The organism is Marivita geojedonensis, assembly GCF_002115805.1.
In the GTDB taxonomy this organism is placed as follows: Bacteria; Pseudomonadota; Alphaproteobacteria; order Rhodobacterales; family Rhodobacteraceae; genus Marivita; species Marivita geojedonensis.
The window spans coordinates 325,968-342,704 of sequence record NZ_JFKC01000001.1; the positions used below are offsets into that span (position 1 = coordinate 325,968).

The following is a 16,737-nucleotide window of genomic DNA, read 5'->3' on the forward strand; positions in this document are numbered from 1 at the left end:
TTGTGAGATGAAACAGTTCTGTGCGGCGCTTTGGGCCGCACTTTTCCTTGTAGTGAGTGGAGTCACCGCTTCGGCCGATGACGTGACCCTTCGGTCGCGCGACGGAGCAATCGAACTTTCGGGAACGCTTCTCGGGTTCGACGGTGAATTCTACCGGGTTGAGACCCAATATGGCGAATTGACGGTCGATGGTTCCGGCGTTCTTTGTGAAGGGCCGGGATGCCCGTCACTGACCAACTTTGTGGCCGAGCTTTCGATCTCGGGTTCATCCACTGTGGGCGAGGTTCTGATGCCCGCCCTGGTCGAAGGCTTCGCGCTGCAGAACGGTTTGAAATCCGAACGGCTGCGCGAGGACGACACCCATTTCGAATACGTCCTGAGCGAAGCGGCGACCGAAAAGACGGTCGGCCGGTTCCGGTTTCGGGTATCCAGCACAGACGAAGGGTTCGCCGATCTTTTGGCAGACGAGGCTGACCTCGTCATGGCGCTGCGAGAGATCCGCCCCGGCGAATTGGCGTTGGCACGTGAGGTTGGTCTGGGGCAGCTCGACGATGTGAACCGCAGCCGAGTTCTGGCACTGGATGCGATGACTGTGATCGTATCCCCGACCAACCCGGTGTCGGCGCTTTCAGTGTCTGATCTTGCACGTATCCTGTCAGGAGACATCGACAACTGGCGCACACTTGGCGGGCCGGACGCGCCGATTTCGATTCATATGCGGGATGCGCAATCCGGAATCGCGCAGGCGGTCGAAGACCGCGTCTTGCGCCAAGCGCGCCTGCAACTGCTCGACTATATAAAACGGTACCCGACCAATGCCGAACTGGCCCGCGCGGTGGCCGAGGACCCGTTGGGTATCGGGGTGGCGAGTTATTCGGAAATCGGCAACAGCAAGCCGCTTGCACTCACCGGGACATGCGGATTTCAACTCCGGGCCAATCGGTTGACGATCAAAACCGAGGACTATCCGCTGACAGCGCCGATGTTCCTTTACATACCCGCGCGTCGGTTACCCAAACTCGCACGCGAGTTTCTCGCCTATACCCGAACGGGCCCCGCGCAGATCATCACCCGGCGGGCCGGTTTCGTCGATCAGGCCCCCGAAGAAATCGCGCTCAACGCCCAGGGCGACAGATTTGCCAACGCGATCCGTGTTGCACAGGGGGAAACCGGACTGAACGCCCTGAAGCGCATGGTTGAGACACTTGCCCCGTTGCGGCGACTGTCGACCTCGTTCCGGTTCGAACCGGGCGCATCGCGATTGGATGCGCAGTCCCGTTCGAATGTTCAACAACTGGCAAGTGCCATCGAAGCCGGGGTTTATGACGGGCGGCGGCTCGTCTTCGTAGGCTTCTCGGACGGAGAGGGACCGGCAGAGGGCAATCTCCAGATCGCACAGCAACGCGCGCAGACGGTCAAGCAGGCTGTCGAGGCCGCAGTGGAAACATCCACCCTGTCACACATTCAACTGGCTACGGATGCCTTTGGAGAGGCAATGCCCATGGCGTGCGACGATACCAGTTGGGGGCGGCAGGTAAATCGCCGGGTCGAGGTCTGGGTGCGCTAAAGATAGCCTTCGGATTTGAAGCTGACCTCCTTCGATTTGCCAACGATGAGGTGATCATGCACCGTGATGCCAACCGCATCACAGGCGCGGACAATGTCTGCTGTCATGTCGATATCGGCAGCAGATGGCGTTGGGTCGCCAGAGGGATGGTTGTGCACGAGGATCAACGCCGAGGCGTTGAGCACAAGCGCCCGTTTGATCACTTCGCGCGGGTAAACGGGGACATGGTCGACCGTGCCTCTGCCCTGGACTTCATCCGCGATCAGGACGTTCTTGCGGTCTAGGAACAGGATGCGAAACGCCTCGGTGTCACGGTGGGACATGGACACGCGGCAGTAATCCAGAAGTGCGTCCCAGCTTGAGATGACGGGTCGCTTCAGCACTTTGCCCTGTGACATGCGGTGGGTCGCTGCTTCGATCAGTTTGAGATCAAAGGCAATTTCAGGGCCCACTCCCTTGAGCTCGGTCAGGCGCTCAATGGGCGCGGACAGGACGCGGTTGAAATCTCCGAAGGTGGCAATCAGGAGATTGGCGAGCGGTTTGACATCGCCATTGCTGAGGCAGCGGAAGAGGATCAGTTCCAGCAGTTCGTAGTCAGGGAGCGCTTCCGCGCCGCCCTCTAGAAACCGTTGTCGCAGGCGTTCGCGATGTCCGCGGATGTAAGACGGTTATTTGGATTTCGACGAAGGCGCGGGTGCCGCTCCAGCGGCTTCAAATAGTGGAAGGTCGGGGGATCGGGAGCGCGCCATGCGCCAGTCTTGGCGCAGAAACGGTTAACGAAATGCTAACGGCCCCGCTTGCCGCGGGGCCGTTTCATCAGCCTTTCATGGAATCCCAAAAGCCTTTGACGGATTTAAAAAAGCTCTTGGATTCCGGGTTGTTGTCTTCGCTGAGCTCTTCGAATTCGCGCAGAAGATCTTTCTGCTTTGCGGTCAGGTTGACCGGTGTTTCCACCGCAAGTTCGATGAACATATCGCCCTGCCCTGCACCACGCAGTGCGGGCATGCCTTTGCCCCGCAGACGCATCTGGCGGCCCGACTGGCTTCCGTTCGGGATGGCAACGCGGCTGCGGCCACCGTCGATTGTCGGCACTTCGATATTACCGCCCAGCGCGGCAACGGTCATGGAGACCGGTACGCGGCAGTGCAGGTGAACGCCATCGCGTTCGAAAAGTTCGTGCTTGGCAACCTCGATGAAGATATACAGATCACCCGGCGGACCACCACGCAGGCCGGCCTCTCCCTCTCCGGCAAGGCGGATACGTGTACCGGTTTCGACACCTTTGGGGATATTGACCGACAGCGCGCGTTCTTTCTGAACACGCCCGGCCCCGCTGCAGGATTTGCAGGGATTCTTGATCGTCTGACCCAGACCCGAACAGGTCGGGCAGGTCCGTTCTACGGTAAAGAAGCCCTGAGTGGCGCGCACCTTACCCATGCCGGAACAGGTCGGACAGGTCGTCGGTTCAGCGCCACCTTCAGCGCCGGATCCCGAACAGGAACCACATTGGACAGAGGTCGGCACCTGAATGGTCTTCTGCATGCCCTGATAGGCGTCTTCGAGCGTGACACGCAGATTGTAACGCAGGTCTGCACCCCGCGACGCACGCTGACGACCACCGCCGCGGCCGCCACCCATGAAGTCGCCGAACAGGTCATCGAACACGTCCGAGAATGCACTGGCGAAATCGCCCTGACCGCCGCCAAATCCACCTCCGGGACGGCCACCGCCCATGCCACCTTCGAACGCGGCATGGCCATAGCGGTCGTAAGCCGCTTTCTTGTCCGCGTCCTTCAGGACCTCGTAGGCTTCGTTGGCTTCCTTGAATTGGCTTTCGGCCTCGGGGTTGTCCGCGTTGCGGTCTGGGTGAAGCTCTTTCGCTTTCTTGCGATAGGCTTTCTTGATCTCTTCGGCGGATGCGCCTTTCGAGAGGCCGAGCACATCGTAGTAGTCACGTTTGGACATCATGCCCTCCTTCTACGGAACGAAAGAGGCCGGCCCGGTGTCCGGACCGGCCCCATTTCGGTTCCGAACAACAAGCGTCAGCCGCGCTTGTTGTCGTCGAGATCTTCGAAATCGGCGTCGACGATGGAATCGTCGTCGACGATGGAATCGTCGTCGTCACCACCTGGCGCATCGGCTGCGGCAGGCTCTGAATCACCGTCTTCCTGCTGCGCTTTGTAGATCGCCTCGCCGAGCTTCATTGCCGCTTCGGTTACGTTCTGGATTCCCGACTTGATCTTGTCGGCGGTGGACTTTTCGTCCTCCAGATCATCCTTGAGCGCAGCAATCGCCAGTTCGATCGCTTCCACGGTGGTCGGGTCGACCTTTTCGCCATGCTCTTCGATCGATTTCTCGGTCGAATGGATGAGACTTTCAGCCTGGTTGCGGGCCTCGACCATCTCGCGACGTTCCTTGTCGGCTTCGGCGTTTGCCTCGGCGTCCTGAACCATCTTTTCGATGTCTTCGTCCGACAGGCCACCGGATGCCTGGATGGTGATGTTCTGCTCTTTGCCGGTGCCTTTGTCCTTGGCGGACACGGACACGATACCGTTGGCGTCGATGTCGAACGTCACCTCGATCTGCGGCATGCCGCGCGGTGCGGGCGGGATATCTTCGAGGTTGAACTGACCGAGCATCTTGTTGTCGGCCGCCATCTCGCGTTCACCCTGGAACACGCGGATCGTCACGGCGTTCTGGTTGTCTTCGGCGGTCGAGAAGATCTGGCTCTTCTTCGTCGGGATCGTCGTGTTGCGGTCGATCAGGCGGGTGAAGACACCACCCAGCGTTTCGATACCCAGCGACAGCGGGGTCACGTCGAGAAGAACAACGTCTTTCACATCACCCTGCAGAACACCGGCCTGAATGGCTGCACCAAGCGCCACGACTTCGTCCGGGTTCACACCCTTGTGCGGCTCTTTGCCGAAGAACTTGGTCACTTCCTCGACCACTTTCGGCATGCGGGTCATCCCGCCGACAAGCACGACTTCGTCGATTTCGGATGTCGAGAGACCTGCATCTTTCAGCGCAGCCTGACACGGTTTCATCGATGCCTTGATCAGGTCGCCGACAAGGCTTTCCAGCTTGGCGCGGGTCAGCTTCATCACGAGGTGAAGCGGTTGGCCGGTCTTGCTGTCCATCGAGATGAACGGCTGGTTGATCTCTGTCTGGCTGGAGCTCGAGAGTTCGATCTTGGCCTTTTCCGCCGCCTCTTTCAGACGCTGCAGGGCCATCTTGTCCTTTGTCAGGTCGACGCCGTTCTCTTTCTTGAACTCGTCTGCGAGGTAGTTGACGATCCGCATGTCGAAATCTTCACCACCGAGGAACGTGTCGCCGTTGGTGGATTTCACTTCGAACAGGCCATCGTCGATTTCGAGGATGGTCACGTCGAAGGTACCACCGCCAAGGTCGTAAACCGCGATGGTGCGGGATTCTTTCTTGTCGAGACCATAGGCCAGCGCGGCAGCTGTCGGCTCGTTGATGATGCGCAGCACTTCGAGACCGGCGATCTTGCCTGCATCCTTGGTTGCCTGACGCTGTGCGTCGTTGAAGTAGGCGGGGACGGTGATGACCGCCTGGGTCACTTCTTCACCAAGATACGACTCAGCGGTTTCCTTCATCTTCTGAAGGATGAATGCGGAAATCTGGGACGGCGAATACTTCTCGCCCTTGGCGCGCACCCATGCGTCGCCATTGCCGCCGTCGATCACTTCGAACGGCATGTTCTTCCGGTCTTTCGCGAGATCCGCGTCGTCGTTGCGACGACCGATCAGACGCTTGACGCCGAAGATGGTGTTTTCAGGGTTGGTGACAGCCTGACGCTTGGCCGGCTGACCAACGAGGCGTTCATCATCGGTGAACGCAACGATTGATGGGGTTGTGCGAGCACCCTCGGAGTTTTCGATAACCCGCGGCTGCGATCCATCCATGATCGCGACGCAGGAGTTGGTTGTACCGAGGTCGATACCAATCACTTTGGCCATGTTTTTCGATCCCTTCATTTCTTAAGGCGATATCACGAGACGATGACCCGTTCCGGCATCCCGCCCCGCATTTCTGTCCGCTGACGAAAGATCGTTCAGCAGGTCCGGTGGGTATATAAGGAGGCATCAAGACGCCTGCAAGCGCCGCAGCTACAGGGAATTTCTGAAAATTCGGTATGCCTTCGCCGGTTGAGGTCGGTAATCTTGCCATATGAGTGTTCTACGCGTCCGCGATTTCGAGATTCATGCCGGCTACCTTTCTCTAGAACAGCAGGCGGCAATGGTCGCCGTGCTGCGCGAATGCCTTGCCCAGGCGCCCTTGTTCCAACCTGTAACGCCGCGCGGCAAACCGATGTCGGTACGGATGAGCGCCGCTGGAGAGTTTGGCTGGATCAGTGACCGGAAAGGATATCGCTACGAACGTGCGCATCCGTCAGGCGTGGGCTGGCCTCGGATTCCGGACACGGTTCTGTCCATCTGGCGCGATCTGGCGCCCGGCGCACGGGACCCGGAATGCTGTTTGATCAACTGGTACGACGGCTCTGCAAAAATGGGGATGCATCAGGATCGGGACGAGGCAGATCTGACGCACCCTGTGGTGTCGATATCTCTTGGAGACGACGCTTTGTTCCGAATGGGCAATACCACCCGCGGCGGAAAAACAGACTCTGTGTGGCTGCGGTCGGGCGATGTTGTCGTAATGGCCGGCGCGGCACGACGGGCTTATCACGGCATAGACCGTGTCCGCCCAGACAGTTCGACTCTCTTGCCCAAAGGCGGCCGGATCAACCTGACGCTACGGGTCGTGACGTGATCAGCGCCGGGCCGACCACGACGCCGAGGCGTGCTTGCGGGTGTAGAATTCACCCATGAGCCCGATCATCAGCAGAGTGAGCGACAGATAAAGCACATATTCCCAGTTCGTATTCCGCGGAACATAGTTGATGAAGGCGTATCCTCGGGCTTGGTCGATGGTGTGGAACAGTGGGTTCCAGTCGAACATGGCGATCATGAAGCCGGGCAGGGAATTGGCAACGAACATCTTGCCCGACGCGATCATGTTCGCGCGTTTATAGAGTGTGGACAGTGTTCCGGTAAGCGATGGAAACCAAGGTTTGAGCGCCAGGAACACCATGCCCACAGCCCCACCCGAAAACCATGACAGCAGCAACATTCCCATCACCGGCGCAGGGTCCACGATCTCAGTGAGAACGTAGGGGTTCATCGCCACGTCGTAGACGAACAGGATGAAGAGCATGGCAAGGATCTGGATATAGAGCGTCGACAGCATCCCCGAGACGATCGACACGAATGTGTTCATCGGCGCGTGCTGCATCATCGGGCTTGACGGCCCTTCGCTTCCCAGAACCGCACCAACGGCCTTGTTGTGGGTCATGAACAGAAAGATGCCAGTCAGCAGAAAAATCACGAAGTCGCCTCGCACGGCGAGGCCCTTCATGCCCATAACGCTGAACATGATGAAGAAGAACAGCACGAACATCAGCGATTGAAATACACTCATCGCGATGGACATGAAGGCATTGCCATGTGTCTTGCGGATCGATCGAACGGTGTTGTGATAGATCAGCTCAGCGATGTTTACAGCCGAAGCCATCCGGTTCGTCGGAGCCGTTTTCTGAAACATCTTTGTCTGCCTCTGCCTCAGTCCGCGTTTTCTGCCGCCAGTTTCCCTGACTGTTGTTGCGGACATTTGTTAAGCAGATGATAAGAGAGGCGCGCTTTCAAATCAATCGAGGCGGGGAACGATGACCATAGACTATGATGCACTGATGCACACAATGCGCAGGCTGGCGCTCGAAGCAGGCGACAAAATCATGGAAATCTACCACGCCGATGATTTCGATGTGCGGGCCAAATCAGATGACAGCCCGGTAACGGAAGCGGACGAAGCAGCAGATGCGCTTATTTCGGACGGGCTGCGGGCAGCCTTTCCTGACATCGCACTGGTGACCGAAGAACAGTCCGACACACATGACCTTGACGTGAAGGATTTCCTGATTGTCGATCCTCTCGACGGGACAAAGGAATTCATTCATCGGCGCGGAGATTTTACCGTCAATATCGCGCTCGTCGAAGACGGAGTGCCGACCCGTGGTGTGGTCTATGCCCCCGCAAAGAACCGTTTGTTCTTTACCGATGCCAACGGTCAAAGCGTTGAGGAAACAGGCGATTTTGCCAAAGCATCAATTGGCACAACGAAGAAAATCCACGTGTCCGATCCGGACACGGACGCGCTGATGGTCGTCGCGTCCAAATCGCACCGAGATCAGGCAACCGATGATTACATCAACCGCTATAGCGTCAAGGACAGCAAGAGCGCGGGATCGTCACTCAAGTTCTGTCTTGTGGCGACCGGAGAAGCCGATTTCTACCCGAGGCTCGGCCGCACGATGGAGTGGGATACCGCCGCAGGGCATGCCGTTCTGAACGGCGCCGGGGGAGAGGTTCTGCGGCTGGATGACCTGCAAACGCTGACATACGGCAAGCCAACCTTTGCCAACCCGTTCTTTGTGGCGACAGCGCCGGGCATTGATCTGACGCCCGTCTGATCCGCCGGATGTCCCTGCTTCCGATCAGCATCGTAATCGTCAGTCGGGGCAGGCCCGGTTGGCTTCGGCGATGCCTGAGGGCGGTTGGGCAACTCGACTATCCCCGGTTCGAAACCGTGGTCGTTGCCTGTGCAGAGGGCGCCCGAGTTGCACAGGAGATGGAGCTGGATACGGTTATCCACTTCGACACAGTTAATATCTCGGCTGCTCGCAACATCGGAGTCGCGCAGGCCGCCGGAGAGGTTGTTGCCTTCATCGACGACGATGCCGTTCCAGAACCAACCTGGCTGCTCCATCTTGCTCCGGTTTTTGAAGATCCCACGGTGGCACAGGCCGGAGGCATCACTCTTGGGCGCAACGGGATTTCGGTCCAGCACGCGGCGGCACGGGTTGATCCATTTGGGCGGTCCCATCCGATCAGCCATATTGGAAGCGAACCGCAGGACATCGAAAGGTCGGGAGACCTTTTTCCGCGCCTTCATGGAACCAACATGGCCATTCGGCGAAAGACCCTTACGGATCACTCCGGGTTCGATGAACGGTTCGCGTTTTTCCTCGACGAGACCGACCTGAGCCTCAGGGTTGCAAAGGCGGGTGGCCGCACGAAGCTTGTCCCCAAAGCCATCGTGCACCATGCCAGCGGGCCAAGCGACTTTCGAGATGCGCGACGCACCCCGCGCAGCGTGTTCGAGATCGCCGCGTCTGCCGGCGTCTTCCACCGCAAGCATTGCGCAGCGCACGAAATGGCAAATGCACGGGACGCCTTCTTGTCAGAGCGACAGGCATGGCTGCTCGGGCATATGCAGTCCGGGGCACTCACGCCTGACGATGTTGCCCGTCTGAACCGCGAACTTACAACCGGGTACGCCGCTGGTTCCGGCCGGCCTGCCCTGCCCCTACCATCCTTTGGATCCGTCACCAGAGAGATCCCGGAGGCACAAGTCGCAGAACGTCGCGACATGTACCTGGTTTCAGGTCGTGGCAGCGACGCTCAAATTGCGAGAGAGGTCGCACTCGGGAACCGGGTCACGGTATTCGACCTGAAACCGAACGCACGCTTTCATCGCGTCCAGTATAAGGAAGACGGGTACTGGCTCCACCAAGGCGGGATCTATGGTCGCGAGATACGGTCAGAACCGCTCATCCGGAGATCCAACCGCCAGGATCGCATACAGAGCACGTTGGACAGGCTTGCAGGGATCCGCTCAAAAAATGGGCTGGTGAGCGGCGATTGTGCAGAATTCGACAAAAGACCGTATTAATTCCCCAGTTATGTCATACACCCAAGGTCAATACTGTGTAATAACCAGTGACGCGCAGTAAGACGTGACCAGTAAGGAGCAGCCCATGCGTAGAAAAGTTACCAAAGCCGTATTTCCCGTCGCGGGACTTGGGACACGCTTTCTACCTGCAACCAAATCGGTCCCCAAGGAAATCATGACACTCGTGGACCGTCCGCTGGTGCAGTACGCCATCGACGAAGCCCGCGCTGCCGGGATCAAGGAATTCATCTTCATAACCTCGCGCGGGAAAAGCGCGCTTGAGGACTATTTCGACGAGTCCCCTATTCTTGAGCGCGAGCTGCGCAAGAAGGGAAAACTGGACATCCTTGAAGACCTGAAATCGACCAATATGGAAAGCGGCGCGATTGCCTATATGCGCCAGCACAAGGCTCTTGGTCTGGGCCACGCGGTCTGGTGCGCGCGCCGCCTGATCGGTGATGAACCCTTTGCTGTAATGCTACCGGATGACGTCATCTCGGCAGAGAAGCCCTGCCTTCAGCAGATGGTCGAAGCCTACGAAGAAACCGGCGGCAATATGGTCGCCGCGATGGAAGTGCCGCGTGAACGTACGTCGAGCTACGGCATTCTTGATGTTCAGGACGACATGGGGTCGCTTGTCTCGGTCAAGGGCATGGTGGAAAAGCCTGCCGCCGAGGAAGCACCGTCAAATCTTGCCGTGATCGGGCGCTACATTCTGGACCCGGCCGTCCTGCGGAACCTGAATAAGAAACAGACCGGCGCAGGTGGTGAAATCCAGCTGACCGATGCGATTGCACAGGAAATCGACGGCACCGGTGTCTACGGTTATCGCTTCCGGGGACAGCGCTTCGATTGCGGATCGAAAGCCGGGTTCCTTCAGGCAACCGTGGCTTTCGGGCTGGCCCGAGACGATCTCAAGGACGATCTGCGCGGTTTCCTCGACTCGGTCATGCAGATCGACAACGCGGCCGAGTGACGTATGAACATCCTGGTTACGGGTGGGGCCGGTTATATCGGCTCACATGCCTGCAAGGCACTCGCAAAGGCCGGGTTCACGCCGATTACCTTTGACAATCTGTCGACCGGATGGCGTGACGCGGTCAAGTTCGGGCCTTTTGTCGAGGGCGACCTGACCGACCGGGCCTCAATCGATCGGGCGTTCGAGGCGCATGATCCCAAGGCCATATTGCATTTCGCCGCGTTGAGCCGCGTCGACGAAGCGATGAGCAATCCCGGCCTCTATTGGCGCAACAACGTGCTCGGTTCGCTGAATTTGATTGAAGCTGCCACCGACCACAACTGCCTCGATTTCGTCTTCTCATCGACCTGTGCGACCTATGGCGATCAGGACAACGTGGTTCTCGACGAGACAACCGCTCAGATGCCGCTCAACGCCTACGGCGCGTCCAAGCAGGCCGTGGAACGCATCCTGCATGACTTCGGAGTCACGCATGGGCTGCGGCGCGTGATTTTTCGCTACTTCAACGTGGCCGGTGCGGACCCCGAAGCCGAAGTCGGAGAGTTCCACCGCCCGGAAACGCACCTGATCCCGATTGTCCTCGATGCGGTGGCCGGGGTGCGCGACGGTGTGACGATCTACGGCACGGACTATCCGACCAAAGACGGAACCTGTATTCGGGACTACGTGCATGTTTCCGATCTGGTCGATGCGCATGTCCTTGGGCTGCGGTGGCTGCTGGATGGCAAGGGAAGCCGCGTGTTCAACCTTGGCACCGGATCAGGTTTCTCCGTCCGCGAAGTGATCGACTCGGCGCGACGGGTCACAAATCGGGATGTGCCGACAACGATTGGCGATCGGCGCGCAGGAGATGCAATCAAACTGGTCTCCGGATCAAAGCGCGCGGAAGACGAACTGCAGTGGCAGCCGCAAAAATCGACCATGCCTCAGATGATCGAAGATGCGTGGCGGTGGCACCAAGTTGCAGACTATCGCGAATAGCCGGGCCTCAGCCCATCTTCTGGATGTAACGCGAACGGTCAGTCGGGCGCATTGGCAGCCCACGGGAATCGATCGGATCGAGCGGGCGTATATTGCGCGATTGATTTATGATCCGGCTCCTTTGTTCGGTCTCGTCCGAACCAAGCTCGGATATCTGCTGCTCGACGATTCAGGCTGCCAGTCGCTGCTTGAGCATTGCGAAACGCAAATCTGGCAGGACGCCGACCTGCTGTCACGCCTGTTACGCCGCTCGGATGCGGACCGCGCGCGGACGGAAACCGGCCTTCGCCGTATCGCGCTGGACCGCGCAACACCTGCGCGCCTGACCGCGATGCTCAAGCGACACCTGCCTCGCGGCACCGCGTACCTGAATACTGGCCAGACACAGTTTAACGACCGGATCGTACACGCCCTCAAAGCCTGCGAGGACGTTCGGATTTCCGTATACCTGCACGATACGATTCCACTGGATTTTCCGGAGGTACAGACAAACGCGTCGCGGCTCCGGTTCAAGCAGTTCTTCGGCAGGACAGACCGCCACGCGGATCTGGTCTTGTGCAATTCAGAGCACACGAGATCGCGCGTCCTGTACCATGCTGACCATCTGAAAGACGATCAGGTGCATGTTGTGATGCCCGGCGTGCCGGACATCAAACTGGGAACGGCCCCAAACGGACCGTGGAGTGGTGAAGCCTACGTCATGGCGATCGGCACGATCGAACCACGCAAGAACATCGGGTTTCTGCTGGATCTGTGGGACACGTTCTCCGGCCCTGATGACCCGCACCTTGTGATCTGCGGGCGGCGCGGTTGGATGAGCGAAGACGTGTTCGCGCGCCTAGACCGGCATCCTCCCAATGTGCACGAACTGTCCGGCCTTCCCGACAGTGCAATGTGGGCCTTGTTGAAAGACAGTTGCGGATTGCTGTTTCCCAGCAAAGCAGAAGGGTTCGGCTACCCTGCGATTGAGGCCATTCGGCTACAGGTTCCGGTGATCTGTACGCCATTGCCCGTTTTCCGCGAGGTGCTCGGCAACTCGGCTATTTACGCAGACGAATCAGACCGCTACCTTTGGCGCAGCAAAGTTGAGCAACTGACGCAGGTACGTCGGGGCCAAAGCGGTGAGCAGTATTCGGTTGGGTCTTGTTTGGTGCCGACTTGGCAGGAACACTTCAACCTGCTGTTTACACTCCTTTGATACCCGGACGCTGCTTGCGGCGGAAAGACAGGCAGCTGACTCTTGGGAGTGGTGCAACGATACGGTCTCAGGCTCCAGCGGAAACGCTGGAGGCTTCGCGCGTTTCGAAAACGTCGCGAACTCAAGCCTGTGACCAATCGCACAGATCAGATCCGCAAGAACGATATCCTGCTGTTCTGCACCCTGCGAAACGAAGGTATCAGGCTTCCCTACTTTCTGAAGTATTATCGGGACATGGGTGTGTCCCATTTCTTTTTTGTGGACAACGATAGCACGGACGGCAGCGCAGAGCTTCTGGCCGAGCAGCCGGACGTGTCCGTCTGGCATACCCGCAAGAGCTACAAACGCGCCAGGTTTGGCATCGACTGGATGAACTGGCTGCTCCGGCGTTACGGCCACGACCACTGGTGCCTTACGGTCGATCCGGATGAGCTTTTCGTCTACCCGTTCTGCGACTCCCGCCCACTGCCCGCGCTGACCGACTGGCTGGAAGCCTCGTCGATCAAATCGTTCAGCGCGATGCTTCTGGACATGTATCCCAAGGGCCGCATCGACGCAGTGCCTTACCAGGCCGGTCAAAACCCACTCGAAATTGCTTCCTGGTTCGACTCGGGAAACTACACGCTCAAGCGCAATCACCTCTTGGGAAATCTCTGGATACAGGGCGGTGCGCGCGCACGAGTGTTCTTCCCCGATCAACCGGAAGCCGCGCCCGCCCTGAACAAAATCCCGCTGGTGAAATGGCACCACCGCTACACCTATGTCAGTTCGACACACATGCTGTTGCCGCGTGGCTTGAATTACGTCTATGACGAATGGGGCGGGGAAAAAGCATCGGGCGCGCTGTTGCACACCAAATTCCTCAGCACGTTCAATGATAAAGCCATGGAAGAGCTGAAGCGTCGCGAACACTACGCGGGCAGTCTCGAATATGTGGCCTACGCGAACGCGCTTCAGGATCATCCTGATCTTTGGTGCAAGTGGTCCGAGAAATACATCAATTGGCGGCAGCTTGAAATTCTGGGCCTCATGTCGATGGGCAACTGGGCATGAGCATCGGAATTGTCATGTTGGCGCACACCGCGCTGCACAGGGCAGAGCAGGTCGCGCGGCATTGGACCAAGGCAGGCTGCCCGGTCGTGATCCATGTCGATCAGGTGGTTTCCCCAAAACGCTACCGCATCTTCACCGAGCGTCTGAGCGACGACCCCCTGATCCGGTTCTCTAAAAGGCATCGGTGCGATTGGGGGTCATGGGGCCTCGTCGCAGCAAGTCAGGATGCGAGCGAGCTGATGCTGACCGGGTTCGAGGACGTCAGCCATGTCTATCTGACTTCGGGATCCTGCCTGCCGCTGCGCCCGGTTCAGGAACTGATCGACTATCTCAAGGCAAGACCCCGCACAGATCACATCGAAAGCGCGACAACTGCCGATGTCCCCTGGACGGTGGGCGGACTCGATGAGGAACGGTTCACCATGCGGTTTCCGTTTTCATGGCGCCGGAACCGGTATCTGTTCGACCGCTTCGTAGAGTTGCAGCGCAAGCTCGGCTACACGCGCAAGATTCCCGACGGCCTGACCCCGCATATGGGCAGCCAATGGTGGTGCCTGACGCGGCAAACGCTCTCATCGATCCTGCAGGACCCGAAACGCAAGGTCTATGACCGGTACTTCCGCCATGTCTGGATCCCGGATGAAAGCTACTTCCAGACGCTCTCGCGGCTTTATTCGACCAGCATCATCAGTCGCTCACTGACCCTTTCCAAATTCGATTTTCAGGGAAAGCCACACATCTTTTATGATGACCATCTTCAACTGCTGCGCCGCTCAGATTGTTTTGTCGCGCGAAAAATCTGGCACAGTGCAGATCGTCTCTACGAGACATTCCTGAATCCGAAACCCGGAGAACTCAGCCGTCAGGAGCCCAACCCCGGCAAAATCGACCGCATCTTCGCAAAGGCTGTGGACCGCCGGACCCGGGGCCGACCCGGGCTCTACATGCAAAGCCGTTTTCCAAACGAAGACTGGGAAAACGGTGTGACGGCTGCCAAATATTCGGTGTTTCAGGGCTTTACGGAACTGTTTACCGATTTTGAGCCGTGGCTGGCCCAAGTCACCGGCGCGCGGGTACACGGACATCTTTTCGCACCTGACCGGGCCCACTTTGCAGAAGGCCAAACGGTCATGAATGGCGCGCTGTCGGACAACGCCACCCTGCGCGACTATGATCCAAAGATGTTTCTGACCAACCTGCTCTGGAACACGCGCGGGGAACGGCAATGCTTCCAGCTTGGCCCCAAGAGCACACCCAACGTTGTCTGGGACATTGCCAAAGACCCGAATGCGCAGGTTTCGGTCATCAGCGGCGCGTGGGCCATTCCGCTGTTTCAGTCCAACCGGACTTTCGGGGAATTACGGAAAGAGGCCGCGCAGATGCAGAAGATCGAAACCCAGATGTTGGACGCGCTGAGATCTCCCTACTCGAAATGCCGCAAACGGATCTGGACGATGGCCGAATTCATCGAAGCCCCGATGGAAGCCATTCAGGTCATCGTGGATGAAATCGGGTTTCAGCCCAACCGCCGTCTGACCACTGCGCCCACGATGGTCGATTTGGCTGGCTTTGGACAGTTCCTGCAGAACCTCAAGAACCAGGGCATGCACCCATACCTGATGGGGGATTTCCCCGCAGACCCGATCACACCCGCTTCGCTGCGAGATACACAGCGTCCGCGGCCCTATCTGGTGAAGAAATAAGTCGTGGCCGGACCGTTCGATCACTTCGTCGTTTTCGCCGAAATGCGAACCGGCTCGAACCTGCTTGAGGATTACCTCAACCAGATCGACGGCATTGCGTGCCACGGCGAAGCGTTCAATCCGAATTTCATTGGATATCCGAACCGCGATGACATTCTTGGCGTGACCCAGCGCCAACGCGAGGACAACCCGGAACGCCTGCTGCGGGCGATCAAATCAAAGAGCGCAGGGCTTGGCGGGTTTCGATATTTTCACGACCACGACCCGCGGGTTCTGTCGGCAATCCTCGCAGACCCGAGATGTGCAAAGATCGTGCTTACGCGCAATCCGGTGGACAGCTACGTCAGCCTCAAGATCGCACGTGCAACGGATCAGTGGAAGCTGACCAATGTCACCAACCGCAAGGCGGCGCAGGCCCATTTCGATCTGCACGAATTTGAACGCCATGTTGGAACAATGCAGAGCTTCCAGCTCGAGATCATGCGGGCATTGCAGGTCACCGGGCAAACCGCGTTCTACATTGGTTATGACGATCTCCACGACACCGAGATCCTAAGCGGCCTGGCAGGATGGCTGGGGGTGCCCACGGTGCCTGATGCCTTTCAGAGCAATCTGAAACCCCAGAACCCAGAACCCTTGTCGGACAAGGTCGCAAACTTCGATCGGATGGTTGCCGCACTGAGCGCATTTGACCGCTTCGACCTTACCCGCACTCCGAATTTCGAACCTCGACGCGGGCCGGTGGTGCCCGCCTACGTGGCCTGCGCGCGGCACCCACTGCTTTTCATGCCGGTCCGATCAGGGCCTGGGAGCCAAGTCGTCACTTGGATGAAAGCACTGGATGGGGGCACGTCCGAGTTGGTCGGGGACTTCAACCAGAAATCTCTGCGCGGCTGGATGCAGAACAACCCCGGACACCGCCGCTTCACTGTAGTGCGGCACCCATTGGCACGCGCACATGCCGCGTTCTGCGACCGTATTCTGAACACCGGACCGGGCAGCTTTGCAAAGATCCGTCAGCAGCTGATCCGTTTTCACGGGCTCAACCTTCCGGATGATCCCACAGATCCGGGATATGACATACACGCCCACCGGGAGGCATTTGCGACTTTCCTGACCTTTCTCAAATCGAATCTGAACGGACAGACAAGCATTCGTGTGGATGCACACTGGGCCAGCCAGGTTGCGTGTCTTCAGGGAATGGCCGATTTCTGTCTGCCGGATCATCTGATACGCGAAGAGGACGTGGGCGAAGCACTGCCACAGCTTGCCACATCCCTGGGGATCAGTCAGGTTCCGCCGCTGCCTGCAGGCACTGATCACCAAACGCGCCTTGCCGCAATCTATGAACCGCGCCTGGAAAGGCTCTGCCGAGACGCGTATCCACGCGACTACATGATGCTCGGTTTCTCGGATTTCGACACGAAAAACCCCGCCTGAG

At 58.4% G+C, this 16,737-nt stretch carries 14 protein-coding genes; 10 read left to right on the forward strand and 4 right to left on the reverse strand.

What is annotated here, in order from left to right; all coding sequences use genetic code 11:
* Window positions 1-7: 7 nt before the first annotated feature.
* The gene (locus MGEO_RS01680; RefSeq protein WP_085634953.1) at window positions 8-1,567 is read left to right on the forward strand and encodes a phosphate ABC transporter substrate-binding/OmpA family protein; all 1,560 of its coding nucleotides are present in this window, start codon (window positions 8-10) and stop codon (window positions 1,565-1,567) included.
* On the opposite strand, the gene radC is transcribed toward MGEO_RS01680, so the two are convergent.
* The 3 genes from radC to dnaK all read right to left on the reverse strand — a co-directional run bounded on the left by radC (window position 1,564) and on the right by dnaK (window position 5,550).
* Window positions 1,564-2,226, reverse strand: a complete 663-nt coding sequence (gene radC / locus MGEO_RS01685) for a RadC family protein (RefSeq protein WP_233139562.1) — start codon at window positions 2,224-2,226, stop codon at window positions 1,564-1,566. The two genes, MGEO_RS01680 and radC, sit on opposite strands and share 4 nt — an antisense overlap.
* A 157-nt stretch (window positions 2,227-2,383) precedes the next feature.
* Complete coding sequence (dnaJ, locus tag MGEO_RS01690) at window positions 2,384-3,532, reverse strand: molecular chaperone DnaJ (RefSeq protein WP_085635241.1); 1,149 nt, start codon at window positions 3,530-3,532, stop codon at window positions 2,384-2,386.
* A 77-nt stretch (window positions 3,533-3,609) separates the two neighbouring features.
* Window positions 3,610-5,550: a molecular chaperone DnaK gene (gene dnaK, locus MGEO_RS01695; RefSeq protein ID WP_085635242.1), complete on the reverse strand. Its 1,941-nt coding sequence runs from the start codon at window positions 5,548-5,550 to the stop codon at window positions 3,610-3,612.
* A gap of 211 nt (window positions 5,551-5,761) precedes the next feature.
* On the opposite strand from dnaK, the gene MGEO_RS01700 reads away from it, so the two are divergent.
* Window positions 5,762-6,364, forward strand: a complete 603-nt coding sequence (locus MGEO_RS01700; protein ID WP_085634954.1) for an alpha-ketoglutarate-dependent dioxygenase AlkB family protein — start codon at window positions 5,762-5,764, stop codon at window positions 6,362-6,364.
* On the opposite strand, the gene MGEO_RS01705 is transcribed toward MGEO_RS01700, so the two are convergent.
* Complete coding sequence (locus MGEO_RS01705; RefSeq protein ID WP_085634955.1) at window positions 6,365-7,195, reverse strand: ABC transporter permease; 831 nt, start codon at window positions 7,193-7,195, stop codon at window positions 6,365-6,367.
* Window positions 7,196-7,322: 127 nt separating this feature from the next.
* Between MGEO_RS01705 and cysQ the strand changes: the two genes are divergently transcribed.
* The 8 genes from cysQ to MGEO_RS01745 all read left to right on the forward strand — a co-directional run bounded on the left by cysQ (window position 7,323) and on the right by MGEO_RS01745 (window position 16,736).
* Window positions 7,323-8,120, forward strand: coding sequence for a 3'(2'),5'-bisphosphate nucleotidase CysQ (cysQ, locus tag MGEO_RS01710; protein WP_085635243.1), 798 nt, complete (start codon window positions 7,323-7,325; stop codon window positions 8,118-8,120).
* A gap of 8 nt (window positions 8,121-8,128) precedes the next feature.
* A complete protein-coding gene (locus MGEO_RS01715; protein WP_085634956.1) occupies window positions 8,129-9,382 on the forward strand; it encodes a glycosyltransferase family 2 protein in 1,254 nt (417 codons plus the stop codon).
* An 85-nt stretch (window positions 9,383-9,467) separates the two neighbouring features.
* Window positions 9,468-10,358, forward strand: coding sequence for a UTP--glucose-1-phosphate uridylyltransferase GalU (gene galU / locus MGEO_RS01720; RefSeq protein WP_085634957.1), 891 nt, complete (start codon window positions 9,468-9,470; stop codon window positions 10,356-10,358).
* Window positions 10,359-10,361: 3 nt separating this feature from the next.
* Window positions 10,362-11,342, forward strand: coding sequence for a UDP-glucose 4-epimerase GalE (gene galE / locus MGEO_RS01725; protein WP_085634958.1), 981 nt, complete (start codon window positions 10,362-10,364; stop codon window positions 11,340-11,342).
* Window positions 11,343-11,463: 121 nt separating this feature from the next.
* Window positions 11,464-12,540 carry a glycosyltransferase gene (locus MGEO_RS01730; RefSeq protein WP_158090955.1) on the forward strand — a complete coding sequence of 359 codons (1,077 nt, stop codon included), beginning with the start codon at window positions 11,464-11,466 and terminating at the stop codon, window positions 12,538-12,540.
* 42 nt (window positions 12,541-12,582) lie between these two features.
* Complete coding sequence (locus MGEO_RS01735; protein WP_085634960.1) at window positions 12,583-13,593, forward strand: glycosyltransferase family 2 protein; 1,011 nt, start codon at window positions 12,583-12,585, stop codon at window positions 13,591-13,593.
* Window positions 13,590-15,296, forward strand: coding sequence for a DUF5927 domain-containing protein (locus tag MGEO_RS01740; protein WP_085634961.1), 1,707 nt, complete (start codon window positions 13,590-13,592; stop codon window positions 15,294-15,296). Before MGEO_RS01735 ends, MGEO_RS01740 begins: the two co-directional genes overlap by 4 nt.
* 3 nt (window positions 15,297-15,299) lie before the next feature.
* The gene (locus MGEO_RS01745; protein ID WP_085634962.1) at window positions 15,300-16,736 is read left to right on the forward strand and encodes a sulfotransferase family 2 domain-containing protein; all 1,437 of its coding nucleotides are present in this window, start codon (window positions 15,300-15,302) and stop codon (window positions 16,734-16,736) included.
* Window position 16,737 lies beyond the last annotated feature (1 nt).

Excerpts from the sequence above, each read along its gene's own strand:
- MGEO_RS01680 (WP_085634953.1), top strand. The coding sequence starts at position 8 with ATGAAACAGTTCTGTGCGGCGCTTTGGGCCGCACTTTTCCTTGTAGTG.
- dnaJ (WP_085635241.1), bottom strand. The coding sequence starts at position 3,532 with ATGTCCAAACGTGACTACTACGATGTGCTCGGCCTCTCGAAAGGCGCA.
- dnaK (WP_085635242.1), bottom strand. The coding sequence starts at position 5,550 with ATGGCCAAAGTGATTGGTATCGACCTCGGTACAACCAACTCCTGCGTC.
- MGEO_RS01700 (WP_085634954.1), top strand. The coding sequence starts at position 5,762 with ATGAGTGTTCTACGCGTCCGCGATTTCGAGATTCATGCCGGCTACCTT.
- MGEO_RS01705 (WP_085634955.1), bottom strand. The coding sequence starts at position 7,195 with ATGTTTCAGAAAACGGCTCCGACGAACCGGATGGCTTCGGCTGTAAAC.
- MGEO_RS01715 (WP_085634956.1), top strand. The coding sequence starts at position 8,129 with ATGTCCCTGCTTCCGATCAGCATCGTAATCGTCAGTCGGGGCAGGCCC.
- galU (WP_085634957.1), top strand. The coding sequence starts at position 9,468 with ATGCGTAGAAAAGTTACCAAAGCCGTATTTCCCGTCGCGGGACTTGGG.
- galE (WP_085634958.1), top strand. The coding sequence starts at position 10,362 with ATGAACATCCTGGTTACGGGTGGGGCCGGTTATATCGGCTCACATGCC.
- MGEO_RS01740 (WP_085634961.1), top strand. The coding sequence starts at position 13,590 with ATGAGCATCGGAATTGTCATGTTGGCGCACACCGCGCTGCACAGGGCA.